The sequence below is a fragment of the Plantactinospora sp. KBS50 genome, assembly GCF_002285795.1.
In the GTDB taxonomy this organism is placed as follows: Bacteria; Actinomycetota; Actinomycetes; order Mycobacteriales; family Micromonosporaceae; genus KBS50.
On sequence record NZ_CP022961.1, the window covers coordinates 5026385 to 5051161 of the forward strand.

Sequence of the window (24777 nt, forward strand, 5' to 3'; positions counted from 1 at the left end):
CCCAATAGGAAGGAAATACGCATGTTGAAGCCCCTCACCCGCGGCCTGGCCGTGGCGCTCACCGCCGCGCTCGCGCTCGGTGCCGCCGCCTGCGGCGACAACTCCGAGACCGGATCCGAGGGCGAACCGAAGAAGATCACCATCGGCTACATGGCCTGGGACGAGGCGATCGCCGCGTCCAACCTGTGGAAGAAGATTCTGGAGGACGAGGGCTACCAGGTCGAACTCAAGAACCTGGAGGCCGGCCTCGTCTTCGGTGGCCTCGCCAACGGCGACCTGGACCTGTTCCTGGACGGCTGGCTGCCGCAGACCCACGCCTCCTACATGGACCGGTACGGCGACAAGCTGGACAACCTCGGTTCCTGGTACGACGACGCGAGCCTGAGCATCGCGGTGCCGGAGTACGTCCAGGGTGTCGACTCGCTGGCGGACCTGGCCGGCAAGGCCGACGAGTTCGGCGGCCAGATGGTGGGCATCGAGCCCGGCGCCGGGCTCACCAAGGCCACCCAGGAGAAGGTCCTGCCGGAGTACGGCCTGAAGGACTCGATGCGGCTCAAGACCTCGTCCACCCCGGCCATGCTGGCGGCGCTGGACGGTGCCATCAAGGACCAGAAGCCGATCGTGGTGACGCTGTGGCACCCGCACTGGGCGTACGCGAAGTACGACCTGAAGGACCTGAAGGACCCGAAGGAGACGCTGGGTACCGCGGAGCACATCGACATGCTGACCCGCAAGGGGTTCGACACGGACTTCCCCGAGGTCACCGCGATGCTCAAGAAGTTCAAGATGGACGGTGACCAGCTCGCCTCGCTGGAGGACCAGGTGTTCAACCAGCACAAGGGCGACGAGGCCACCGCGATCGACGCGTGGCTGGAGGCGAACCCGGACTACGTGGGCACGCTGTCCTGACGCGTACCACCCGACGACGGGCGGCGACGGCACGAGCCGTCGCCGCCCGTCGCGTCTTCCGGTGGGTCCGGGCGCGGGCGGACCGGACCCGGGCGGGCGGCGCGGGGCCACTTGTCCGGGCATCGATGGGCATGTACATTGTCGCCCTAACAGTTAACAAAGTTAACTGTGGCGCCAGGAGGTCCCCATGCAGCCACCAGCCCGCGCACCACTCGCCATCGCCGCCACTCTCGCCCTCGGCGCCGCCGCCGCGGGCGTACTGCTCACCGCACCGCCGGCCGGAGCCGCCACGCTCGGCAGCAACTGGTACGCCTCGGCGCCGTACCTGATGCCGTTCGACAACAGCCCGCCGGACGCGGTCGCCGTGATGAACGCGACCGGGCAGAAGGCGTTCCAGCTCGCGTTCATCCTGGCCCCGAACGGCGGCGGCTGCTCACCCACCTGGGACGGCACCCGGCCGGTCGGCTCGGACACCGAGGCCGCGGCGCTGATCAGCCGGATCCGCGCCGCGGGCGGCGACGTCAGCGTCTCCATCGGCGGCTACGGCGGCACCAAGCTGGGCCAGACCTGCGGTACGCCGGCCGCCACGGCCGCCGCGTACCAACAGGTCGTCACGAAGTACGCCCTCAAGGCCATCGACTTCGACCTGGAGGAACCCGAGTACGAGAACGCCACCGCCGTCCACAACGAACTCGGCGCGGCGCAGATCCTCCAGCGCAACAACCCCGGCCTGTACGTCTCGGTCACCACCGCCGGCACCGCGGCCGGGACCGGATGGTTCGGCCAGCAGATGCTGAACGACGCGAAGAGCCTCGGGTTCACCCCGAACAACTACTCGATCATGCCCTTCGACGGCGGCTTCTCCGGTGGAAGCAGCCAGGTGGCCGCCCTGGAGGCGTTCCACGGCCTGCTGATGAACACCTTCGGCTGGGACAGCGCCACGGCCTACGGCCGGGAGGGCGTGTCGATGATGAACGGCCGCAGCGACGTCGGGGAGTACTTCCGGCAGGCCGACTTCCAGACCGTGCTCGACTATGCCACCGGGCACCACCTGGCCCGCTACACCTACTGGTCGGTCAACCGCGACCGGCAGTGTCCCGACCCGAACCAGAGCACCACATCGGGCACGTGCAGCAGCGTGCCGCAGTCGGCGTGGGAGTTCACCAAGTACACCGCCCGGTTCGCCGGCGCGACCCCGCCCACCGGCACGCCGCCGACCACCACCCCGCCGACCAGCACCCCGCCGGGCACGTGCAGCGCCCCGGCCTGGTCGGCCGGCACCGCCTACACCGGTGGACAGCTCGTGTCCTACGCCGGGCACACCTGGAAGGCGCAGTGGTGGACCCAGGGCGAGACCCCCGGCTCGGCGCAGGTCTGGGTGGACCAGGGCGGCTGCTCCGGGTCGACCACCCCGCCGCCGTCGGGCAGTTGCACGGCACCGGCCTGGTCGGCCGGCACCGCGTACTCGGGCGGAGCGGTCGTGTCGTACCAGGGACACCGCTGGACCGCGCGCTGGTGGACCCAGGGTGACGTGCCCGGCAACAACGCCCAGGACGTCTGGGTGGACAACGGCTCCTGCTGACCGGGGCCCGGCCGGCCCGGCGTGACCGCCGGGCCGGCCGGCCCGGCCGTTGGTCGGCTCAGTCGTTGGTCGGCTCAGTCGCCGCGGGTGGCGACCTCCGCCGATCCCGCCGGGTTGTCGTCGGTGAGCAGGTCGCCCTCGTCGACGCCGGTCGCGTCCGAGCGGCCGGGGTCGCGCAGCCGCCGGTTGTGCCGGGGCTCCTGCCGGGTCTTGGCGTCGTTGAGCCGCCGGCGCAGGTCGTCCCGGCAGTCGTTCAACGCCGCCCGCAGGTCGTCCTCGGACGAGGTTGTCACGATCTTCGGGCGGCCGGCGATCCAGCACTCCAGGGTCACCTTCTGCCCCTTGGCCGCGCGGTCCTTGACCGAGACCTCCAGCTCCGTGCCGTCCACCGGGAAGGTGGCCAGCCGGGCGTCCAGGGTGCCGAACTGCTCGACGATCCAGTTCCGGTCGCCCTGCGAGAAGCCGGCACCGACCCGCAGGCAGTCCTCGACGGTCGCCGGTCCACCGGCCGGCGCGCTCATCGCAGACCCCCTGCCCGGTCGTGGGTGCTTCCGGTGACACGGGTACTGACCATTGTCGATTACCCCTTCGGTTGTCGTGGCGATCCGTTGATCACCTGGTACCCACCGACCCGTGGCGCGGAAACGCCGATCGGGACGGGGTCGGACAGCGCGGCCACCCTTACATTTAACAAAGTTAACTGATAGCCTCCCGCCTATTCGATGAGGAGGTACGCGATGCGACTTCGTCCCGTGCTGACCGCCCTGCTGGCCGCGGCCGCGCTGGCCGCCGTCACCGCGGCCCCGCCGCGGGTCACCGGCGCCGGCGCACCCCGGCCGGCCGACCTGGCCGCGGCGGGCGTCCCCCTGGTGGCCTGCTCCGCCCCGGCCTGGGCCGAGGGGGTCAACTATCCGGCCGGCGGCCGGGTGAGCTACGCCGGCCACCTGTACGAGGCACTGATCACGCACACCCCGCCGCCCGGAGCCGGCTGGAACCCGGCGGCCACCCCGGCGCTCTGGAAGGACCTGGGCGCCTGCGACGGCACCCCGCCGCCCACCGCCTCCCCGACGCCCACCCCGTCACCGACGCCCTCCCCGACGCCGACCGCCTCTCCGACGCCGACCGCCACGCCGTCGCCGACGGCCACGTCGAGCCCGCCACCCGGCGGGGACACCTGCGCGGTCCGGTCCCGCCCCGGCGGCAAGGTGCTGCAGGGCTACTGGGAGAACTGGGACGGCGCCGCCAACGGCGTACACCCCGGGCTGGGCTGGATACCGATCACCGACTCCCGGATCCGGCAGCACGGCTACAACGTGGTCACCGCGGCGTTCCCGGTGATCCGCTCCGACGGCACGGTCCTCTGGGAGAACGGCATGGACGCCGGGGTCCGGGTCCCGACACCGGCCGAGATGTGCCAGGCCAAGGCGGCCGGGCTGACCATCCTGCTGTCGATCGGCGGCGCGACCGCGGGCATCGACCTCGGCTCGGCCGCGGTCGCCGACCGGTTCGTGGCCACCGTCGTGCCGATCCTCAAGCGCTACAACTTCGACGGCATCGACATCGACATCGAGACGGGCCTCACCGGCAGCGGCAACATCAACCAGCTGTCCACCTCACAGGCCAACCTGGTGCGGATCATCGACGGGGTGCTCGCCCAGATGCCCTCCACGTTCGGCCTGACGATGGCGCCCGAGACCGCGTACGTCACCGGCGGCAGCGTCACCTACGGCTCCATCTGGGGCGCGTACCTGCCGATCATCAAGCGGTACGTCGACAACGGCCGGCTCTGGTGGCTCAACATGCAGTACTACAACGGCAGCATGTACGGCTGCTCCGGCGACTCCTACCCGGCCGGCACGGTGCAGGGCTTCACCGTGCAGACCAACTGCCTGAACAGCGGTCTCACGGTGCAGGGCATCACCATCCGGGTCCCGTACGACCGGCAGGTCCCCGGCCTGCCCGCGCAGTCCGGAGCCGGCGGCGGCTACCTGGCACCGGCGTCGGTGGCCCAGGCGTGGAACACCTACCAGGGCGGCCTGAAGGGGCTGATGACCTGGTCGATCAACTGGGACGGGTCGAAGGGCTGGACCTTCGGCGACAACGTCCGCGCGCTACAGGGCCGCTGACCCACCCGTACCCGCCGGTCCGGCCCGCCACCCGCGGCCGGACCGGCGCGTACGGCCCCCGGCTTTGCGCCGCGCTGTCGGCTTCACGGCTGTGCGCGCGGCCGTTCGGGTGCACCTTTGCCTGGCAGGAACTTCCACCCGAGCGGGCACTGAAGCTGGTGACACCATGACCGGACAGGAAACTCACGGGAAGGCGCGGGTGCGGCGCTGTCCGCCCCCGCCCAGAAACTTCGACCCCTTCGACGCCGCCGAGGACGACCTGCGGCGGCACGGCCTGCCGCTGCGGCCCGACCCGCGGACCCGGCCGGGGGTGGCCGCACTGTGGGAACGGCAGGCGCGCCGCTACCGCGGCTTCGAGCACCTCGCGGCCGAGTTCGACCCGGGTACGGCGGACCGGGACGTCCGCGCGGCAAGCGCCCTCGGCCCGGCGCCCATCGAGTCCTGCGGCTACGAGCTGACCAGCGTGGCGGCGCCGTTCACCGTCCTGTTCGTCACCTGGACGGTGCCGAACCTGCGCTTCGTGACCAGCCCGTTCGGCGTCAACCACTTCCACACCTTCGTCGGCCTGGGCTTCCTCGACGTCCACGTGGAGATGACCGTCGACTCGGCGCAGACCGTCACCAGCCAACTCTGGGCACAGGGGGTCGGGCAGATCAACCTGCCGGTCGGCCCGGGCGAGGTGATCAGCGGATCGCTCTGCCTGGACACCAACGCGGCCGGTACGGCGCACTACTTCCTGGCCAACGAGACCAGGGGGCAGACGATGAACTTCTCGGTCGACACCGGGTTCCCGCCCGCCGTCACGGTGAACGCGGGCGTCACCCGGGGGGACCTCAACCTGCCGGTGCATCCGCTGGCCCGGTTCGGCACCGTCTACTTCGACGAGATCAGCGCCTACACCACCAGCGGCACCAGGTCGCTCACCTCGGGCCAGGCCATCACCATGGTCGAGTCGAACGGCAGCACCCTGGCCACCCCGGTCCGACTCACCGACTACGCCTTCAAGACGGTGTTCGCGGGGGCGTGACCCGCTCCGCGTTGCCGGTCGCCTCTACCGTATCTGCCAGCCCGCCGGGACGTGCCCGGCCGGGCAGCCTAGGAGTGGTCATGCCCGGTCGTCCCCTCATCCGATCCACGGTCCTCGTCCTGGCCGCCGCGCTCGCCGCGGCCGGCTGCACCTCCACCCCCAGCGACTCCACCGAGGTCACCGCGACCACGCGGGTGACCCAGGACCCGACCGCGACCGCCTCGGCCGCCGCCGGCACGGACCCGACCGGCGAGGCCACCCCGGCCGGCAAGACCGACGGCGGCACGACCGGCAACGGCTCGACCGGCGGCGGTTCCACCGGCAACAGCGGGGGCCAGTCCGCCTCCGGGCCGACCATCACGTACTTCCGGGTCGCCAAGTCGCCGTCCTGCCCGGCCGGCACCAACCTCAACCCGATCGCCGGCACGCCGGTCACGCTGGAGTGGAAGACCGGGAACGTCGACTCGGTCGCGCTCTCCATCGACGGTCCCGGGGTGTACGCCGAGGACTACCCGCCCAGCGGCAGCGACACCATCAACTTCCCCTGCTCGGGCGGGGACGGCGAGGTCCAGAAGCACACCTACACGCTCACCGTGCGCAACTCCTCCGGTCAGCGCACCAGAACCCTGACGGTGACCGCCAAGACGCGCACGATCGCGGCGGTGTGACCCGACACGGGTCGGCCATCCCGCGGTGGCTCTTTCGATAGACAAAAGTCACTCTGGTCGGGCTGGATGGGCCGCGAGCCCATCCAGCCCGAATGGAGTACGACCCCATGTCGATCATCCGCAGGGTCACCGCCCTGACCCTCGCGACGGCGGCGCTGGCCGCCGTCGCGACGCCCGCCGCCGCGGCGCCGGCCACGACGACGCTCACCGTTGCGCCGCCCGCCACCGCGGCGATGACCGCCGCGACCTGGGAACGGTCGCTCGGCCTGGCCAACGCCACGAACTTCCGGGACGTCGGCGGGTACGCCACGACCGACGGGCACACGGTACGCACCGGCGTGGTCTTCCGGTCGAACAAGCTCAGCAACCTCACCGCCGACGAGTGGCAGGTGGTGCTGGCACACGGCATCAACCGCGACGTGGACCTGCGCAACGTGGCCGAACGCCGCGACGAGCCGGACCGGGTACCGGCCGGCATCACGTACCAGGTCGCGGACGTGGCCTCGGTGAGCCACGGGATCCGTTTCCACGACGACGCGCTGATGACCCTGGCGCTGGCGATCGCGGCCGGGCTGCTGTCCGGCTCGTCCGACCTGGGCCAGTCGATCGGCTACCCGTTCATGGTCAACTTCATCGGCGCGGACTACGCCTTCCACGACACCCTGCTCGCGATCGCCCGGAACACCTCCGGCGGGGTCGTGTACCACTGCACGGCCGGCAAGGACCGCACCGGCTGGGCAACCGCGGTGCTGCTGACGCTGCTGGGCGTGCCGATGTCCACCGTCGAGGCCGACTTCCTGGCCAGCAACACGTACCTGGGTCGGCCGGACGCGGTGGAGGTGTCCTGGCTGCGGGCCGCGTTCGCCGAGATGTACCACATCTACGGCAGCTTCGACGCGTACCTGCACCAGGGTCTGATGCTGACCGACGCGGACATCGCGGCCATCCGGGCGCGACTGCTGGTCTGAGCGCCCGGTCGGGACGCCGGTTGGGGACGCCGGGTCAGGGCGCCGGCGCGACCGCGCGGGTCACGACCTCCTCGGGGGTCATGGCGCTGCGCGGGTGGTGGCTCAGGCACATCGGTGCCTGCATCTTCACGAACCGCGCGCCCTCGACCGCGGCGTAGAACTGGCCGGAGCGCATCTTGCCGACGTCCGGGACGTCGGTGCCCTTCGCCCTGGCCACGTCGCGCGCCGCCTCGATCTGCACCGGCACGGTCAGCAGCCCGTAGAACTGGGTGGCCGCGTTGCCCGGGATCTGGTTGTGCAACCCCTTCGGCGCCTGGGTGGCGAAGACCAGCCCGAGCCCGTACTTGCGCGCCTGCGAGGTCAGCGCAAGGGTGCTCTGCGTACAGGCGGTCATGGTGGCGGACGGGGCCAGGGTCTGCGCCTCGTCCATCACGAACAGCCCGCCCAGGGGCCGGTCGTTGGCCGGGTGCCGCTTGATCCAGGTGAACAGGGCCAGCTGCAACTGGTTGACGAAGTTCTGCCGCTGGTGCTCCTCGGTCAGCCCGACGAAGCTGATCACGGAGATCCGGGCACGCCGGCCCGGCCGCGGGGTGAGCAGCTCACCCGGGTCGACCGGGGTGCCCGCGCCGCCGAACAACGGGTCGTCGATGAGGGCGGCCTTGAGCAGTTGCGCCATGCCCGCCGCCAGCTTCGGCGCGCTGTCGAGCTGGCTCGCCCCGTCCGGCAGGTCGTTCAGCAGCTCGGTGAACTCCCGCAGGTCGTTCGCGCCGGTGCGGGCGTACCGGGTCAGCGCCTCGCGCAGCACGGCCCGGCCCAGCCGCGCCTTGTCCGTGCCGCCGTTCACCCGGGCGTGCGGGGCCAGCGTGGCGACGGCGGCGTTCACCGCCGCGGCGAACCCGTCCGGGTCGTCGAGGACGTCGGCGAACCGGGGCAGCGGCTGGAAGGTCAGCGGCCGGCCCGCCTGCCGGCCCGGCGTCCAGATCACCACGTCGGTGCCGGACAGGTACGCCGCGGCCCGGCCGGCATCCTCCGGCGCCCACCCGTCCGGTGGGGCCGGCCACGCCTCGCCGAGCCGGGCCAGGTCGTTGTTGGGGTCCAGCACGATCGCCGAGACGCCCCGCAGCGCGCACTCCTCGACCAGCCGGCGGATCAGGACCGTCTTCCCGGATCCGGAGCCGGCGAAGATGACCGTGTGCCGGCGCAGCGACTCCAGGTCGACGCGGACCGGTTCCGGCCCGCCGGCGACCGTGCCGAGCACCATGGACCGGGGGTCGACCCCCGGGGCCGGGGCGCCGCCGGGCGCCGGCAGCACCGGCGCCGGCACGGGCTCAGCCGCGGAGGCCGGCACGGACGCCGGCACGGACCCCGGGGCCGGTTCCGGCGCCGGCGGGACCTGCGCCCGGCCGATCACCCGGGTCGGTTCGGGTACGCCGGGCGGGTCCAGGTCGGACTCCACCGCCACCGTCACCGTCACCGCCGGCACCGGCGCCGGCGCGACGGCCTCAACCTCGGCCTCGGCCGGTCCCGGCGCGACGGCCTCGGGCTCGGCCGGCGCGGATCCGCCGCCCAGCGCGTCCCGCAGGCAACCGATCTCCGACGCGGGTCGCCGGTCGGCGAACCAGGGCCGCAGCGTCTCCCGGCCGTACTGCCGCAGGAGTTGCTCCAGCGCCGCCATCCGGGCGATGTCCTCGGCGGGGAAGGGCAGGGTCCGGCCGCCGGCCCGCTCGAACGCCTCCAGCACCTCGCGGGTGCGGGCACCGCTCGACCAGTGCGGGGTGCGCAACAGGAACAGCTGCCGCTTCACGACCCCCTCGCTGAGCCCGGCGGTGGTGATGGCGTTGCGGATCCGGTTGAGCGCGGCGATGTGGTGCGACGCGCAGATCGCCCGGAACGACCAGTGCTCCTCGTCCTCGCTCTCCTCCCCCAGGCTGCGCCGCAGCCGGGCGTGCAGCGCCGGCTTCCCCCCGGCGGGAACCGGGTCGAGGCTGAACGCCTCAAGCTCCTCGCCCTGCTGCCCGATCCAGGCGGTCAGCCCGGCCTCCAGCAGGATCGGCACCCGGGTGTCCTCGGACTGCGCCCGGGTGGCGGAGTCGGTGTCGGCCGAGGCGATCAGCTCGGCGTACCGGGAATCGATCTTGCTGAACTCGTCCGTCCGGTCCGCGACCACCGCCACCGCCGCGGCGGCCGGTGTGGTCGTGCCGTGCGCCGGCCCGGCGCCGTCCACCAGGTGCCGCAGTTCCCGCACCTCGCCGGCCGCCAGGCAGGCCCGGACGTGCGTGTCGATCCGGCGCAGCAGTTCGCGCGGGGTGAAGCCGACGACCTCGTCGAACGCGACGGGGTGCACCGGCCAGGTCGGGTACTCCGGCCGGAAGCCGAGTTCGTCGAAGATCGGCGCGAACCGCTTCTCGACCAGTTCCCGGCCGACCTCGACGGCGGGAATGTCCTTGAGCCGTACGGCCTCCCGGAACCGGTCCTGCACCGTGTCGGTGGCCTGGGTCTTGATGTTCTGCCAGGTCTGCGGCAGGCAGGAGACCACCGACAGCGACCGCCGGGTGGTCTCCCGCAGCGCCATCAGGCCGCTGGCGATCTGCTCCAGCAACAGCGAGGTCTGCCAGTCGGTCTCCCCGCGGACCTCCTGGTTGGTCGCCTTCACCGACTGGGCGACCATCAGGTCGATCTGGTCCACCGCGATCACGGTCGGGCCGACCATGGCCAGCAGCCGGGACGCGTCCCGGACGACCTCCTGCGGCGCCCGGCGGCTGCGCCGCAGGCCCCATCCGGCCCGGGTACCCGGCTCCTCCTCGTCGCTGGAGCAGAGGAAGTCGTACCCGACGTCCTGGGTGGCGGCGGCGTCGGCGGCGTACAGCACCAGCGCCCGCGCGGTGTCCTGGCACTCGGTGCCGACCTGCCGGTCGGCCTTGCGGATCAGGTCGACGAAGGCGTCCAGCGCGGAGCGGCTGAGTTCGGTCTCCCCGGTGACGGCCCGGCGGACCGCCCGGGGCGCGCCGACCTGGTCGGCCAGCCGGCGCAGGAAGGTGCGCAGTTGGGTCGAGCCTTGCGGCATCGGCCGGGCGAAGTCGGTGAGCATCGAAATCGCGGTGCTGTGCCAGAACGCCCGCGCCTCCAGCAGCGCGACCAGGAAGAAGAATCCGCCCCGGCGGTGCACCTCGTGGCGCACAGTGCCGAGCAGGTGGGTCTTGCCGGTGCCGCGCTGGCCCAGGATCGCCACCCCCACCGGGCTGACGTCGGCGGCGTCGTCCGCCTCGGCGTAGCTGTCCAGCACCGTGCGTACGACGTCGCGGTGCAGGCCGTCGACGTGGAACGGGGCGGGTTTCCACACGTCGTCCGGTGTCGGTGCCCAGTTGAACCTCAGCGCGGCCAGGGCCCGCCGCTGTTCGTCGCTGATCATGCCGAGATGGCGATGAGGTGCTTGTCCTGGTTGCCGATGCGCACCGCGGCGGCCCGTTCCTCCGGCCGGAGCACCTTCTGGTTGGACTCCGGCACCAGGTGCACGTCCCGGTCCCGGTTGAGCCGGACCAGCGCGGCGTCGACCTCGGCGCGGGACAGCCGGTCCAGCGCGGAGCGCAGGTCGGCCAGCATGATGTAGTCGCCGGGCGCGGTCGCCAGGCCGCGGTACGCCTGCCGCACCAGGGTCGCCGGGTCGACCTGCCCGCCGGCCGGCGGCTCGGCCGGCGGGCTCGGCTGCGAACCCGCGCCGGGCTGCGCGGCGGCGCCCGGCTGCGCGTCCGGCGCCGGCGCGAGGCCGGCGCCGCGGATCTGCAACCGGAACAGGTCGTCGACGGAGAGTCCGGTGTGGTCGATCAGCCGGCCGACGAACTCCAGCAGGACGTAGAGCGTCCCGCCCGGGGTGCCCGCGCCCTTCGGCGGCTCCGCGCGCAGTTCGGCGGCGGCCCGCTCCCAGCCCGCGTCGGTAAGCGCCAGGGTGATCCGCGGGTCCTTCGTCACCTCGATCAGTTCGCCGGACTCCAGCCGGCGGCGGTGCTCCGCCTTCAACCCGATACCCGCGACATTGGTGAAGTAGGTCTGCGGCAACGGTGTCGCCTTGATCATCAGCGTGATGAGAATGCACCGGTCAACCAGCGTCAGTTCCTTTTCCGGCATGCGGATGCTCCTTCGCGGTGCGCGCTTTCACCACGGCACGGTGATGGTCGAAGACTCGGCGGGGGTGGCCGTGATCCCGTTGCCCGGCAACGGGTCGGCCCGCGCCCCGGCCGATTCTGCCCACGGCACCCGATGAGCGCAAGGTCGGTTATCCGGGTGCAGAAAACCGACAGTACGGCTGAGCGGATCTTCAGATGTCCTGCCTGGACGGTGTGCCTGAAACACCTGTTCGGAGCGGTCACAACTGATCACGAATACGGCCGTTGCCAAATGTCGACGGCAAGGGGCAGCATGGCTGATCGGCGAGAGACCGCCGGCAATTCCGCCGCGCCGATGGCTCTCACCTGCCCTTTTCGCGGAATCGCCACGGAGGTGACGGCGTGCGGTCCGAGGTGGTGCGCTACCAGATCGACGACCGGACGGTGGCGTTGATCGAGATCGAACCGCCCGAGGGCTTCCAGCCGGCCGGTCTCGGCGACGTGGCCGGCTGGGTGCGGGATTCCGCCGCACCCGCCGTCGCCGCCGCGCGGGAACTGCTGGAGCAGGTGAAGTCCGCCGCTCCGGACGCCGTCGAGGTCAAGTTCGGCGTCAAGGCCACCGGCACCGCGAGCTGGGTGGTGGCCAGGACGGCCGCGGAGGCGAACTTCGAGGTCACCCTGCACTGGCAGCCGGACCGATCCCCGGGAAACGGCGCCGGACCGCGGCGTTGAGGCCGCGGGAGGACCGATGACCGCAGCGTGTGAGGACTATCCGTGGTCGGTCTCCCTGCACCGGGGGGCGGGCCAGCGCACCCCGGTCGGCACCGGCATCGTGGTCGACACGAACCTCGTGCTCACCTGCCACCATGTGGCCTTCGGCGCCGACGGGATGCTGCACGGCGACCTGGAGGTCGCCTTCCCGCACGGGCGCAGGGTCCACTTCCTCGACCGGCGCCGGGTCCGCCAGTGCCTGCACGACGGGCGGGCCAGCGCGCAGGTCGACCTGGTGCTGCTCGAACTGGTCGAGCCGGTCCCGCCCACCGTCACGCCCGCGCGGCTGCGCTGCCTGGAGCCCAGAACGCTGCTCGGGCGGCCGTTCTGGGCGTACGGCTATCCGGAGATGATCCACGGCGGCCTCTCGGCCACCGGCACCGTCGCCGATACCGGCGGCTGGGGCCAGGTGCAGATCGACAGCGGTTCCGGCGGTCCGCTGGGCCGGGGGTTCAGCGGAGGCCCGCTCTGGTCCCCGGAGTACCAGGCGGTGGTCGGTGTGGTGGTGACCATCGACGGCCGGGGCAAGGGCCAGGCCGTGACGCTGCACTACGCCGACGAACAGGTGCCCGAGATGAAGCTGGGCACGCTGTCGGCCTGGCGGGCCGAGGACGCCGACGACGCCGCCCTCTCCGCCTGGGGTTGGACGCTGCGTGCCGACGGCGAGGCCGGCCGGCACTGGCTGCCCCGGGCCCGCGGGGTGGCGGTGGACACCGAGGGCGGCGCCCGGTTCCGCGGTCGCACCGCCGCGCTGCGGCGCATCGTCGACTGGATCGACGGCCCGACACCGGTCGGCCGGCCGCTGATCGTCACCGGCTCGCCCGGGGTGGGCAAGTCCGCCGTCCTCGGCCGGATCGTCACCACCGCCGACCGGCAGATCCGCGCGACGCTGCCCGCCGAGGACGTCGCGGTCCGGGCCACGGTCGCTTCGGTGTCCTGCGCCGTGCACGCCAAGGGCAAGACCGCCATCGAGGTCGCCGCCGAGATCGCCCGCGCGGTCGCCGTCGACCTGCCCGGCACGCCCGCCGACCTGGTACCGGCGGTCCGCGACCGGCTGGACCGCCGGCCCGCCCGGTTCGCGCTGGTCGTCGACGCGCTGGACGAGGCGGCCGACCCCGGCCAGGCCCGCGCGGTCATCGACGACATCCTGCTGCCGCTGGCCCGCGACTGCGGCCGGTACGGGGTCCGGGTGGTGGTCGGCACCCGCCGCGGCGACGACCGGGGCGACCTGATCGCCTGCTTCGGTGAGGACGCCGAGCTGATCGACCTGGACACGCCGGACTACTTCGCGGAGTCCGACCTGGTGCACTACGCCCAGGCGACGCTGCAACTGCTCGGCGCGCGGCGCCCGGCCAACCCGTACGGCGACCCGGCCGCCGCCGCGCCGCTGGCCCGGCGCATCGCCACGCTCGCGCAGGGAAACTTCCTGGTCGCCGGCCTGGTCGCGCGCTCGCACGCGGTACGCGACACCGAGCCCGTCGATCCGGCGACGGTGTCGTTCACCGCGACCGTGGCGCACGCGTTGGACACCTACCTCGCCGGGCTGCCGGCGGCGGGCTCGACGTCGGCCCGGCTGGCGCTGACCGCCCTGGCCTACGCCGAGACGCCGGGACTGCCGCTGCCGCTGTGGCAGGCCGCGGTGACGGCGCTCGGAGGCACGGTCAGCGAGCCGGAACTCGGGGTGTTCGCCCGTACCTCGGCGGCGAACTTCCTGGTCGAGACCGGCGGCGGCGAGCGGCCCGCGTACCGGCTGTTCCACCAGGCGCTCAACGACGCGTTGCTGGCCGACCGGGACGCCCGGGCGTCGCGCCGCGACGACCAGCGCCGGCTGGTCACCGCCTGGGCCGGCGGCGCCGCCGCCCGGGGCTGGGCGTCCGCGCCCGGCTACCTGCTGCGGTCGCTGCCCCAGCACGCCGCCCGGGCCGGGCTGCTCGAACGGCTGCTCGCCGACGAGGACTACCTGCTGCACGCGGAGCTGGACCGGCTGCTCACGGTGGTCGACACCGCGCAGCAGCCGCTGGCCGGGCGGGCGCGGTCCCGGGCGCGGCTGCTGCAACGCACCCCGCTGGCGGTGGCCGCGGCGCCGGCCGAGCGGGCCGCGCTGTTGTCGGTGGTCGACCGGTTGGACGGCCTGGACAGCGGACTGGCCGGCGCGGCGCCGTACCGGGCGCGGTGGGCGCACACCCCGCCGCGGCAGGAACGCAGCGTCCTGGACGGGCACTCGCAGGCCGTGTACGACGTCGCCCCGGTCGAGGTCGACAACCGGCGGCTGCTCGCCTCCGTCGGCGACGACGGCACCGTGCGGCTCTGGGACCCGCTGACCAGCCAGGTGGAGCGGGTGCTGAACTGCCACGACGACACGGTCCGCAGCGTCTGCGCGGTGCGCACCGGCGCCGGCGAGACGCTGGTGGCCACCGCCAGCCACGACGGGACGGTGGGCCTGTGGGAGCCCCGGACCGGGAACCGCCGGCACGAGTTGCGGGGACACGACGACTGGGTGCGCAACCTCTGCACCCTCCCGCTGCCCGACGGCGACCTGCTGGTCTCGGCCGGGGACGACCGGACGGTACGGGTGTGGGATCCGGTGGCCGGGACGCAGCGGTACGCGCTGACCGGGCACAGCGGCTGGGTCACGGCCGTGACCTACCTGCCGGCCGGCGGCCGGCACCTGCTGGCCTCCACCGGCTACGACGGCACGATCCGGATCTGGGAACCCACCGCCGGCGCCGGAGCGGAGCTGACGCTCACCGGCCACACCGGCTGGGTCACCACCCTGTACGCGGTCCGCGCGCCCGGCGGCACGCTGTTGGCCTCGGCCGGGTACGACGGCACGGTCCGGTTGTGGGATCCGCTCGCCGGTCAGGCGGTGGCCGTCCTGGAGACCGGCGGCCCGATCACCGACCTGTGCACCGTGCAGGTCGAGGGTGGCCGGCTGCTCGCCTCGACCGGCGAGGACGGGCTGATCCGGCTCTGGGAGGTGCCGACCTGGGCCGCCCGGCCGAGCCTGCGCGGCCACGCGAGCTGGATCCGGGCGATCTGCGAGCTGCGGACCGCCACCAACCGGTTGCTGGCCACCGCCGGGGACGACGGGACCGTCCGGCTCTGGGATCCGGCCGGCGGCCAGCCGGACGCGGTCGCCGACCGGCGCCGGGTCGGGCCCGTGACCGCGCTCTGCCCGGTGCCCGGCCAGCGGCCCGGGGTGGTGGCCTCGGGCGGCGCCGACGGCCGGGTCCGGTTCTGGGACGTCGGCACCGGTGAGCGGCTGCTGGAGTTCGCGACGTCCGCGGGGGCGCTCAACGCCGTCTGCGCGGTCGCCGACGACGAGGAGCCGCTGGTGCTGACGGCGCACGACGACAACGCGGTCGGTTCCTGGAACGCCCTGGACGGCTCGTCGATGCGGGAGATGACCGAACACTACGGGCCGGTGGCCGCGGTCTGCCCGATCGTGATCAACAATGAGACGCTTGTCGCCTCGGCCGGCGACGACCAGGCCATCCGGCTGTGGCACCCGCACAGCGGGTCCGTCCGCACGGTGCTGCTCGGGCACGTCACCCGGGCCTGGGTGACCGCCCTGGCCACGGTCGACCGGCCGGGTTCCCCGGCACTCGCCTCGGCGGCGCTGGCCTCGGCCGACAAGAGCGGCACCGTGATGCTCTGGGCCGGCGGTGACTCTCCGGTCTGGACCCAGCAGGGACACGGGGACGCGGTGAACGCGCTCTGCGGTCTCACCGTTGCCGGCCAACCGGCGGTGGTGTCGGCGAGCGCCGACCACACGATCCGGATATGGGACGCCGAGCGGGGCCGGCCGATCCGGTTGTTCACCGGGCACACCGGCCCGGTCACCGGGCTGAGCCTGGTCCGGATCGGCGGCCGTGAGCTGCTCGCCTCGACCAGCCGGGACCGGACGGTGCGGATCTGGGACCCGCAGACCGGCCGGCCGGTGCTCACGATCCCGGTCTACCACCCGGCGCTCGCCTGCTGCACGGTCGGCGACACCCTGCTGGTGGGTCTGGATCAGGGCCTGCTGGCACTGCAGATCGCCGGCTGAGCCCGCCCGGCGGGCCGGCGGCGTCCACCCGCCGATTCGGGGACGGATTACGGATCCGGCAATTCTCCACAATGACGAAACCCGGTATCCGATTACGCACCGATTGTGGTCGGGTATAGCAAGACTGCCCTAACAAAGGTAAGGCTAACTTCATTCACCGAATGGGCGATGGTAACGCCCCACAGCCGACCACGGGCGATGTTGCGCTGCTAGAGTGGGGTCACTGGAAATGCTTAGCGGCAGGTCATCCGGTAGCGGTTTTGTCCCCCGACCGGGTGGCTAATACAGACTGACATGTGAGTACGCCGGGCCACCGTGTTCCACTTTCCCACCGGCCCGAACAGTGTGGAGGACACCATGAAAACCCTGTTGCAGTCACCTCCGGTACGTGAATGCGCCGCCACCGCGTGCAGTTTCAACAACAACGGCTGCCACGCCCCGGCGATCACCGTGGCCTCGACCGGCGACGCCGCGTCCTGCGCGACGTTCGTGGAGTCGTCGGTGAGCGGCGGGATCGCCGAGGTGACCGGCGCGGTGGGCGCGTGCGCGCGCTCCGAGTGCGTCTACAACACCAACCTCGCCTGCACCGCCGAGTCCATCACCGTGGGCCCGGCCGCCACCGCCAGCGACTGCCTCACGTACCAGCCCCGCTGACCGGCGCGGAAAACCGCCCCGCCTTGGCGAAGGTTAGCCTTACCTACTAGTGTCATGTCCCTGGGCCGGACTCACCATCACTTCATGGCCGAGGGGACTGACATGGCGCTGCACCGAGCCGGGCGGCCAGCGGAGCTGGCGGCGCCCGTACCCGTCGACGCCGACGCGCAGGCGTCCCCGGCGGGTGCGGGCGCAGCGCTGGCCGACTCGACCGCGGTGCTGGCCCGCTCGGCGCTGTCGGCCACCCCGTCCGTGCTGCTGAGCCTGGATGACGCCACCGTCGACCTGATCGACTCGCACGCCGTGCTGTCCGACGGCACGCCTGTCCTCGCCGTCGACCCGATGACCCGGCTCGGCGGCCTGTTGGTGGCCGCACGCGGTCGCCCCGGCGCGGTACGGCTGGACGTCACGCGACTCGCCCCGCTGGCCGTGCGCTCCCGGGTGCGCGCGAGGGTCTGGCTGCTCGGCACCGTCCGCCGGTTCGACCCGGCCCGCCTCGACTCCTGCGACGACGACACCGTCGAGGCCCTGCTCGGCCTGCCCCCGTCGCGCTCTGGGCGGTCGAGCCGGTCGAGGTCGGCGTGCTCCGCGACACCGGCGCGGCCGCCGTGCCCGCCGACGACTACCGCGACGCGCGGCCCGATCCGCTCGCCACGGTCGAAACCGCCTATCTGTCGCACCTCACCCAGCGACACGCCGCGGTCCTCGACCGGCTGGCGACGCTGCTCGACCCGGCGCTGACCGCCCGATCGACCCGGATCGTGCCGGTCGCCCTCGACGCCGACGGCCTGGTGCTGCGCGCCGAGACCCCGGACGGGCACGCCGACGCCCGGCTGCCGTTCGGCCGCCGGGCGACCGGTCGCGCCGGCCTCGGCGACGGACTGCGGACGCTGCTGGCCGAGGCGGACCGCCGCGAACCCGCCCGGTCGCCCGGTGCCCGCACCGCCGCGACGCGGCCCGCGGCTGACTCCTGCGAACCGCGCGCGGCCGGCTGCGACGTACCCCCGCTCTGACCCGCCCTCGGTCCGGCCGGCGGCCGGACCCGCCGGCGCACCGCCGGACGCCGGACGGACGGACCGCAGTCGCCGGACGGACCGCACAGCCGCCAGGCGAACCTCAGCCGCCGGCCGGAGCCCGGCCGTCGGTGAGCCGGAAGACGGGCCAGCCGATCTCGGTACGCCACGCCTCGGCCTCGCCGGTGTCGCGCGGCCCGACCAGGTACGTCTCGTGGATCGGCCCGTCCACCGCGAGCGCGTGACCGGCGACCCAGGCGCCGAGCCGGCCGTAGGTGACGTCGATGTCGTCGTGCGGCCCGTGGTGCACCGCGACGGCCAGCTCCACCGCCGGCAGCGAGATGACCGCGATCCGCCCGGTCGCCCGCGGAGCGCGGACCGGCAGGTGAACGGTCATGGCGCCGCGCCCCCGGGTGAACAGTTCGTTGGCGTACCGGCCGCCGGCCGGCCCGGTGCGCTCGGACGCCGCAAACGCCGCGTCCAGCTCGGCCATCGCCCCCGCGTACCAGCTCAGGCTCGCACTCCGGTCGACCTCGTCGGTGATGCCGGCCACCGTACGGGCGGGAACCGCGCGCAGGTCGATCCGCGGGTCCCGACCGTCCGCGCCCAGCAGCCGGCGCAGGGAGCGCACGGTCGACCGGGTCCGGCTCAGCGACTCCTCGACGCGGTCGAGGTGCTCGGAGATCAACTCGCCGCGCTCGCCCGGGTCGTCCGTGGCCAGGACCGCCCGGATGTCGGCCAGCGGCACGTCCAGCTCACGCAGCCGGTGGATGACCTGTGCCGTCGGGATCTGGTCGGCGGCGTAGTACCGATATCCGGTGTGTGGGTCCACCCGGGCCGGCGCCAGCAGGCCGGCCTCGTCGTGCCGGCGCAGCGTCCGCACGCTCAGGTGGGTCAGGATGGCGAACTCGCCGATGGTCAGCCCGGGCCGCATACCGGCAAGTCTGCCCGGTCGGGTGAGCGAGGGTCGGACGGTGGACCCTCCCCCGGAGGGAGGGCCGATGCTTCGCTCATGCAGACAACCGACTGGAGTCGGGCCACCGGCATCGCCGTGACCGACCTCCCCGACGTGATCACCCGATACCTCGTGGCGCACCGGGCCCAGGACGTCGAGGCGGCCGTGGCCAGCCACACGCAGGACGCCGCCGTCACCGACGAGGGCCGCACGCACCACGGCCGGGACGCGATCCGGTCCTGGCTGACCCGGGCGGCGGGCGAGTACACGTACACGACCCGGCTGACCGGCGCCGCCCGGGTCGACGACGAGCACTTCGTGGCGATCCAGCGCCTGGAGGGCAACTTCCCGGGCGGCACGGTCGACCTGAACTTCCGGTTCACCCTGCGCGACGACCGGATCGCGGAACTGGTGATCGAACCGTGACCGGTGACGCCGTACCCGCCGGCGACGCCGAGCGGTCCGGGCCTCGAACGTGGTTCATCACCGGCGGCACCCCGGGCGGCTTCGGCATGGCGTACGCGCAGGCCGCGCTCGACACCGGGGACCGGGTGGTGCTGACGGCCCGCAGGACGCAACCGCTGGCCGAGTGGGCACGGCGGCACGGGAGCCGGGTCCGGGTGCTGCCGCTGGACGTGACCGACCCGCAACAGGTCAGCACCGCCGTCTCCACCGCCGAGTCCGAGTTCGGCGGGATCGACGTACTGGTCAACAACGCCGGTCGCGGCTGGTACGGATCGGTGGAGGGCACCGATGACGCCACGGTACGAAGCACGTTCGAACTCAACTTCTTCTCCGTCATCACCGTGACCCGTGCCGTGCTACCCGGCATGCGCGACCGGCGCGGCGGTTGGATCATCAACATGTCCTCCGTCGCCGGCATCCGCGGCGTCCCCGGGTTCGGCTACTACAGCGCCGCCAAACACGCCATCGAGGGCCTCACGGCGGTCCTGCGTGCGGAGGTCGCCGAGTTCGGCATCCGGGTGCTGGCCGTGGAGCCGGGCGCCTTCCGCACCCACGCCTACGCCGGCTTCGCCACCGAACCGATCCGGGAGACGATCACCGACTACCACCCGCTGCTCACGGCCGTCCGCGACGGCATGACGCAGCAGCACGGCCGGCAGCCGGGCGACCCGCAGCGCGGGGCACGGGCCGTCATCGACGCCCTCCGCCTGGACCCACCGCCGCAACGGCTCGTCCTCGGCAGCGCCGCCTTCGACTCGGTCACCGAGACCCTGCGGGACGCGCTGGCCGACATCCACCGCACCGGGTCGCTCGCCCGGGGCGCCGACTACCCCGGGCCGGCCTGACCTGCCCGGCACGGCGGGTCGGAGGGGGTTCGACACCCTCTCAGGGAACGATCACGATCCCGCCGCGCACTCCGCTTTCGGCCCGCCGCTGGTGCGCCGCGACCGCGTCGGCGAAGGAGTAGACGCCGGCCACCCGCAGCGGGATGTCGCCGCCCTCGACCAGCTTCACCAGGTCGCCGAGCCGGCCGCCGTCCGGCAGCACGCTCAGTGCGACCGTCCGGATTCCCCGCACCGGCTCCGGGCGCAACGGGGGTGACGCGGCCACGTAACCGCCGCCGTCGCGGACCAGTTCCATCACCGACGGGCCGATCACGGCCAGGTCGACGACCGCGTCGAAGTGGCCCGGCGCCGCCGCGAGCAGATCCTCCGAACGTGGCATGAACGTCGCACCCTGCGACTCGACGAACTCGCGGTCGCCGGCCGCCGCCACTCCGGTGGCGCGCAGGCCGGCGACCCGGGCCAGCGCCAGGGTGAACCCACCCACCTGCCCCGCGGCGCCCGTGACGAGCACGGACGACCCCGCCGGGAGTGCGAGCAGGTCAAGGGCCTGGGCGGCGGCGAGGCCGTTCGTCGGCAGGGTCGCGGCCTCGACGGCGGGAACGCCGACCGGCGCGGCGGTCAGCCAGCCGGCGTCGAGCACCACGAATTCCGCGTGCGCGCCGACGGTGGTGCTCAGCCAGGGCGAGAAGCCGATGACCTCGTCATTCACCGCGAGATCGGCAACGGACGGACCCACCGCGTCGACCGTACCCACCACGTCCCACCCGGGTACGTACGGCAGCCCGGTCGGCAGTGGCGCCGGGAACCGACCGGCGCGAATCATGACATCGACCGGGTGCAGGGCGGACGCGGTCACCCGTACCCGCACCTGACCCGGCCCCGGCTGTGGCACCGGCAGGTCCGTCACCCGCAGTACCTCCGGTCCCCCGAACTGTGCATAGCTGACCGCGCGCATCTCCGCCTGCCCTTCGTTGCAGCTCTCGTGATCGCCACAACGGTAGGTACCCTTGAGCACCAAACGAAAGTAGGCACCTGGAAGTGCCCAGGGCACCGACAAGGGGGCGCACATGGCGACGACGACCGCCGCACAACGACGGGAGCAGGCCAGACGCGACTACGACGCGTTCCTGGCGGGCTGCCCGACCCGGCAACTCCTGAGCACGCTCACCGACAAGTGGGCGGCGCTGGTGATCGCGGCACTCGCCGGCGGCCCGCAGCGGCACAGCGAACTCGCCCGCCGCATCGCCGGCGTCAGCCAGAAGATGCTCACCCAGACCCTGCGCACGCTGGAGCGCGACGGTCTGCTCAGCCGTACCGTGACCGCCTCGGTGCCGGTCCGCGTCGACTACCAGCTCAGCCCACTCGGTTACGACCTGCTCCCGGTGATGGTCGCGATCAAGACCTGGGCGGAGGCAAACATGGACCGCGTCCTTGAGGCGCGCGGCCGGTTCGACGCGCGATCATGAAGCCCGCCGGCGACCCGACCGCAGCCGGTCCGCTTGTACTGGACGATTGACACAAGATGGGGACCGCCCCCATGCTTGTATCGCCTCATTGACACAAGCAGGGAGCGAAGATGATCGGTCGCCGCGGTCCCGCCGCATCGCCCGGCCCGCTCGACCCCACGTCGACCTCCCGGGACCACGACGCCGCGCTCGCGATGCGCCGGACCGCCCGCCGGGTGCTGATCTGTCGGCTCGCCGGACTGGGCAGCGGGCTCGTCGCCGGACTGGCCGTGTTCAACGGCCCCGGCTCCTGGCTGGGCATGGGAGCCGCGCTGGCGGCTCCGACCTTCGCCGGATGCCTGCTGGCCGGCGTACTGGTCGGGGAGGTCGTGGCGGCACGCCCGTCCGGTACGACCAGAACCGCGGTGCTCGAGGTGCGTGACGTCCGGTCGTACCTTCCGCCGCCGCTGACCGGGTGGGTGGTCGCGGCGGTCCTGGGGCTTGCCGGGCTGTTGACCGTGACAAGCATCGTCGGCAGCCCCGACGACCAGGGCCGGCCGGGCCGAAGCCTCGTGCTGGCCTGCGCCGACCAGCGAACCGCGGCGGGTCCGTGGCCCGGCGTCTACTACAGCCTGCCGATCGGCCTCAGCGTGCTCGGCGGGCTCCTCGCGGCGCTGGCCGTGATCTGGATGGTGATCCGGCGGCCACGCCCCGGACCGGACCCGGCGGTGCGGGCCGCCGACGACCACGTCCGCCGGCAGTCGGTCCGCGCCGTGCTGTCCGCCTGCGGCGTCCTGGCCGCCGCCCCGCTGGCCGGTGTGGCGATCATCGCGGCCGGGCGGCTGGCCTCACTCGCCGCGCAGAGCTGCTCCCCGGCGTGGCTGCCGGCGGCCGGGTGGGCCAGCCTGGCGCTGGGCGTGGCGTCCCTGGCCGCCGTCTGCGGCTTCGGCCGTGCGCTGCTCCTCCCGGAACGGGCCGCACCGGCCGCGGTCCCTGCCGACCGCCGGACGACGCGATGACGGCGCCCGGCCTGACCGTGGACACGGCCGGCCCGGTGCCGCCGTACGAGCAGATCCGCGCCCAGCTCGCCGACCTCATCCGGCACGGCGTCCTCACCCCCGGCAGCCGCCTACCGCCGGTGCGCCAGCTCGCCGCGGATCTCGGCCTCGCCGCCGGCACCGTCGCCCGCGCCTACCGTGAGCTGGAGGCGGCCACACTCGTCGTCTCCCGGCGCGGCGGCGGCACGCGGGTCGCCGCACCGCGCACGCCCAGCACGCCGGACGAGCGCGACGAACTGCTCTCCGCACACGCCGAGGCGTACATCACCGCGGCCCGCCGGCTCGGCGCGGACGACGACCGCCTCATCGCCGCGGTCCACGAGCGGCTCGGCCGCTGAGGGAAAAAAATCCGGCGTACCTGTCGATCGGGGCCGGCGCCGTTCGTAGCCCTGGTGAGAGCCCGGCACCGCGCCGGTCCAGACACCCGCTGAGGAGCACGATGACCACCGTGAACACGACCCGCGCCGCCACCTGGTCGCGGCCACGATCGTGATTCCGGCTCTCGCGCGCCGGCCGGGCGCCCGAACCATTTCCCGTCCCACCCGAACCACCGGAGGAAACATCATGAAGCAGTACCTGCTTTCCGTGCATTTCGTCGAGGGCGCGCCGACGCCGTCGGACGAGGAGATTCAGACCATGTTCCGGGAGACCGGTCGGATCAACGACGAGATGAAGGCCGCCGGCGCCTGGGTCTTCGCCGGCGGCCTGCTGCCGCCGGAGAACGCCACCGTCGTCCGGACGCAGAACGGCACCGCCACCATGAGCGATGGGCCGTTCGCCGAGACGAAGGAGCACATCGCCGGATTCTGGATCATCAGGTGCGCGGACCTGGACGCGGCGCTGGCCTGGGCCGAGAAGTGCGCGGCGGCCTGCGGCCCGATCGAGGTACGCCCGTTCGACGAGCTGTCCCAGAGCTGAGCCGGACCGCTCCCCCGACATGGACCTGGCGAGCATCTACCGCGCGGAGTACGGCCGCTGCGTCGCCACCCTGGCCCGCCTCCTCGGCGACATCAACCTTGCCGAGGAGGCGGTCCAGGACGCCTTCACCACGGCGCTGCAGACGTGGCAGACCCCGCCGCCGAACCCGGGCGCCTGGATCGTGACCACCGCGCGCAACCGGGCCATCGACCGGCTGCGCCGGGAGTCGACCCGCCAGGCCCGGCACGCCCAGGCCCTGCTGCTGCACCAACAGGACGAGCCGTCGGAGGTGGGACCGGTGCGCGACGACCAACTGCGGCTCATCTTCACCTGCTGCCACCCCGCGCTGGCGCCCGACGCGCGGGCCGCCCTCACGCTCCGCCTGCTCGGCGGACTCGACGTACCGGAGATCGCCCGGGCCTACCTGATCCAGGAGGCGACCGTCGCCCAGCGGATCGTGCGCGCCAAGAAGAAGATCCGCGACGCCGGCATCCCCTACCGGGTACCCGAGGAGCACGAGTTGCCGGACCGGCTGCCGCCCGTGCTCACCGTGCTCTACCTGATGTTCAACGAGGGCTACACGTCCACCGCCGGCCCGCTCATCAGAACGGACCTGTGTGCCGAGGCCATCCGGCTCGCCCGCGAGCTGGCCACGTTGATGCCCGACGAGCCCGAGGTGCTCGGCCTGCTCGCCCTGCTGCTGCTGACCGAGGCGCGTCGCCCGGCCCGGCTGGACCCGGGCGGCGAGCTGGTGCCGCTGGCCGAACAGGACCGCTCACTCTGGAACCGGACGCTCATCGCCGAGGGGCACGACCTGGTCCGCCGTTGCCTACGGCGCAACCGGCCGGGGCCGTACCAGATCCAGGCCGCGATCAGCGCGGTGCACACCGACGGCGCCGCCACCGACTGGTCGCAGGTCCTGGCACTCTACGACCAACTGCTGGCGCTCACCCCGACCCCGGTCATCGCGCTCAACCGTGCGGTCGCCGTCGCCGAGGTGCACGGACCGGCCGTGGCTCTCGCCGCGTTGGAGGGCATCGAGCTCCCCGGCTACCACCGGCTGCCCGCCACCCGGGCCGAACTGCTGGCCCGGCTCGGACGGCACGCCGCCGCCCGCGCCGCCTACGACCAGGCCATAGAGCTGACCGGCAACGAGACCGAGCGCGCCTACCTGCTGGCCCGTCGTGCCGACCTGGCCCGCCCAGGGGAGGGCGCCTGACCGCGC

The 24777-nt window shown here is 73.1% G+C and carries 21 protein-coding genes and 1 pseudogene; 17 read left to right on the forward strand and 5 right to left on the reverse strand.

Annotation, left to right across the window (positions count from 1 at the left end; all coding sequences use genetic code 11):
• Nucleotides 1-21 precede the first annotated feature (21 nt).
• Nucleotides 22-909 (forward strand): glycine betaine ABC transporter substrate-binding protein, encoded by an 888-nt coding sequence (locus CIK06_RS21550; RefSeq protein WP_095566333.1) that lies wholly within the window; start codon nt 22-24, stop codon nt 907-909.
• Between the two features lie 187 nt (nt 910-1096).
• Entirely contained in the window at nt 1097-2491 is a 1395-nt protein-coding gene (locus tag CIK06_RS21555) for a chitinase (RefSeq protein WP_198347960.1), read from the forward strand.
• A 74-nt stretch (nt 2492-2565) separates the two neighbouring features.
• On the opposite strand, the gene CIK06_RS21560 is transcribed toward CIK06_RS21555, so the two are convergent.
• Complete coding sequence (locus tag CIK06_RS21560; RefSeq protein WP_232533781.1) at nt 2566-3012, reverse strand: HPF/RaiA family ribosome-associated protein; 447 nt, start codon at nt 3010-3012, stop codon at nt 2566-2568.
• 216 nt (nt 3013-3228) lie between these two features.
• Here CIK06_RS21560 and CIK06_RS21565 point away from each other — a divergent pair, with 216 nt between their 5' ends.
• The 4 genes from CIK06_RS21565 (at nt 3229) to CIK06_RS21580 (ending at nt 7280) form a co-directional block, all read left to right on the forward strand.
• Complete coding sequence (locus tag CIK06_RS21565; protein ID WP_095566334.1) at nt 3229-4617, forward strand: glycosyl hydrolase family 18 protein; 1389 nt, start codon at nt 3229-3231, stop codon at nt 4615-4617.
• A 166-nt stretch (nt 4618-4783) separates the two neighbouring features.
• Nucleotides 4784-5644 carry a G1 family glutamic endopeptidase gene (locus CIK06_RS21570; RefSeq protein ID WP_157756887.1) on the forward strand — a complete coding sequence of 287 codons (861 nt, stop codon included), beginning with the start codon at nt 4784-4786 and terminating at the stop codon, nt 5642-5644.
• A gap of 80 nt (nt 5645-5724) precedes the next feature.
• On the forward strand, nt 5725-6312 hold the full coding sequence (locus CIK06_RS21575) for a hypothetical protein (protein ID WP_157756888.1): 588 nt from the start codon (nt 5725-5727) through the stop codon (nt 6310-6312).
• Nucleotides 6313-6404: 92 nt separating this feature from the next.
• The gene (locus tag CIK06_RS21580) at nt 6405-7280 is read left to right on the forward strand and encodes a tyrosine-protein phosphatase (protein WP_198347961.1); all 876 of its coding nucleotides are present in this window, start codon (nt 6405-6407) and stop codon (nt 7278-7280) included.
• Nucleotides 7281-7314: 34 nt separating this feature from the next.
• Here the strand turns inward: CIK06_RS21580 and CIK06_RS21585 are convergent, their stop codons facing one another.
• Together CIK06_RS21585 and CIK06_RS21590 are read right to left on the reverse strand one after the other, a co-directional pair.
• A complete protein-coding gene (locus CIK06_RS21585; RefSeq protein WP_095566337.1) occupies nt 7315-10689 on the reverse strand; it encodes a helicase HerA domain-containing protein in 3375 nt (1124 codons plus the stop codon).
• A complete protein-coding gene (locus CIK06_RS21590) occupies nt 10686-11402 on the reverse strand; it encodes a hypothetical protein (RefSeq protein ID WP_095566338.1) in 717 nt (238 codons plus the stop codon). The genes CIK06_RS21585 and CIK06_RS21590 overlap by 4 nt, the downstream gene beginning before the upstream one ends.
• Nucleotides 11403-11782: 380 nt before the next feature.
• Between CIK06_RS21590 and CIK06_RS21595 the strand changes: the two genes are divergently transcribed.
• From CIK06_RS21595 to CIK06_RS21610, 4 genes and pseudogenes are all read left to right on the forward strand, one after another.
• Nucleotides 11783-12112: a CU044_2847 family protein gene (locus CIK06_RS21595; RefSeq protein ID WP_198347962.1), complete on the forward strand. Its 330-nt coding sequence runs from the start codon at nt 11783-11785 to the stop codon at nt 12110-12112.
• A 16-nt stretch (nt 12113-12128) separates the two neighbouring features.
• A complete protein-coding gene (locus tag CIK06_RS21600; RefSeq protein WP_095566339.1) occupies nt 12129-16199 on the forward strand; it encodes a trypsin-like peptidase domain-containing protein in 4071 nt (1356 codons plus the stop codon).
• 357 nt (nt 16200-16556) lie between these two features.
• Nucleotides 16557-16853, forward strand: a complete 297-nt coding sequence (locus CIK06_RS21605; RefSeq protein WP_095568026.1) for a DUF1540 domain-containing protein — start codon at nt 16557-16559, stop codon at nt 16851-16853.
• A 102-nt stretch (nt 16854-16955) separates the two neighbouring features.
• Nucleotides 16956-17866: pseudogene (locus CIK06_RS21610) on the forward strand (DUF2470 domain-containing protein).
• Between the two features lie 103 nt (nt 17867-17969).
• Here the strand turns inward: CIK06_RS21610 and CIK06_RS21615 are convergent.
• Entirely contained in the window at nt 17970-18800 is an 831-nt protein-coding gene (locus tag CIK06_RS21615) for a MerR family transcriptional regulator (RefSeq protein ID WP_095566340.1), read from the reverse strand.
• Between the two features lie 78 nt (nt 18801-18878).
• On the opposite strand from CIK06_RS21615, the gene CIK06_RS21620 reads away from it, so the two are divergent.
• Together CIK06_RS21620 and CIK06_RS21625 are read left to right on the forward strand one after the other, a co-directional pair.
• The gene (locus tag CIK06_RS21620; protein ID WP_095566341.1) at nt 18879-19247 is read left to right on the forward strand and encodes a nuclear transport factor 2 family protein; all 369 of its coding nucleotides are present in this window, start codon (nt 18879-18881) and stop codon (nt 19245-19247) included.
• A complete protein-coding gene (locus CIK06_RS21625) occupies nt 19244-20131 on the forward strand; it encodes an SDR family NAD(P)-dependent oxidoreductase (RefSeq protein WP_232533782.1) in 888 nt (295 codons plus the stop codon). Before CIK06_RS21620 ends, CIK06_RS21625 begins: the two co-directional genes overlap by 4 nt.
• Nucleotides 20132-20171: 40 nt before the next feature.
• On the opposite strand, the gene CIK06_RS21630 is transcribed toward CIK06_RS21625, so the two are convergent.
• The gene (locus CIK06_RS21630; protein WP_232533783.1) at nt 20172-21146 is read right to left on the reverse strand and encodes an NADP-dependent oxidoreductase; all 975 of its coding nucleotides are present in this window, start codon (nt 21144-21146) and stop codon (nt 20172-20174) included.
• A gap of 52 nt (nt 21147-21198) precedes the next feature.
• Here CIK06_RS21630 and CIK06_RS21635 point away from each other — a divergent pair, with 52 nt between their 5' ends.
• The 5 genes from CIK06_RS21635 (at nt 21199) to CIK06_RS21655 (ending at nt 24771) form a co-directional block, all read left to right on the forward strand.
• A complete protein-coding gene (locus CIK06_RS21635) occupies nt 21199-21597 on the forward strand; it encodes a helix-turn-helix domain-containing protein (RefSeq protein ID WP_095566343.1) in 399 nt (132 codons plus the stop codon).
• Nucleotides 21598-21707: 110 nt separating this feature from the next.
• Nucleotides 21708-22595, forward strand: coding sequence for a hypothetical protein (locus tag CIK06_RS21640; RefSeq protein ID WP_095566344.1), 888 nt, complete (start codon nt 21708-21710; stop codon nt 22593-22595).
• Nucleotides 22592-22972: a GntR family transcriptional regulator gene (locus CIK06_RS21645; RefSeq protein ID WP_095566345.1), complete on the forward strand. Its 381-nt coding sequence runs from the start codon at nt 22592-22594 to the stop codon at nt 22970-22972. The genes CIK06_RS21640 and CIK06_RS21645 overlap by 4 nt, the downstream gene beginning before the upstream one ends.
• Nucleotides 22973-23198: 226 nt before the next feature.
• Nucleotides 23199-23552, forward strand: a complete 354-nt coding sequence (locus tag CIK06_RS21650; RefSeq protein WP_095566346.1) for a YciI family protein — start codon at nt 23199-23201, stop codon at nt 23550-23552.
• Nucleotides 23553-23571: 19 nt separating this feature from the next.
• Nucleotides 23572-24771 carry an RNA polymerase sigma factor gene (locus tag CIK06_RS21655; RefSeq protein WP_095566347.1) on the forward strand — a complete coding sequence of 400 codons (1200 nt, stop codon included), beginning with the start codon at nt 23572-23574 and terminating at the stop codon, nt 24769-24771.
• Nucleotides 24772-24777: the final 6 nt, after the last annotated feature.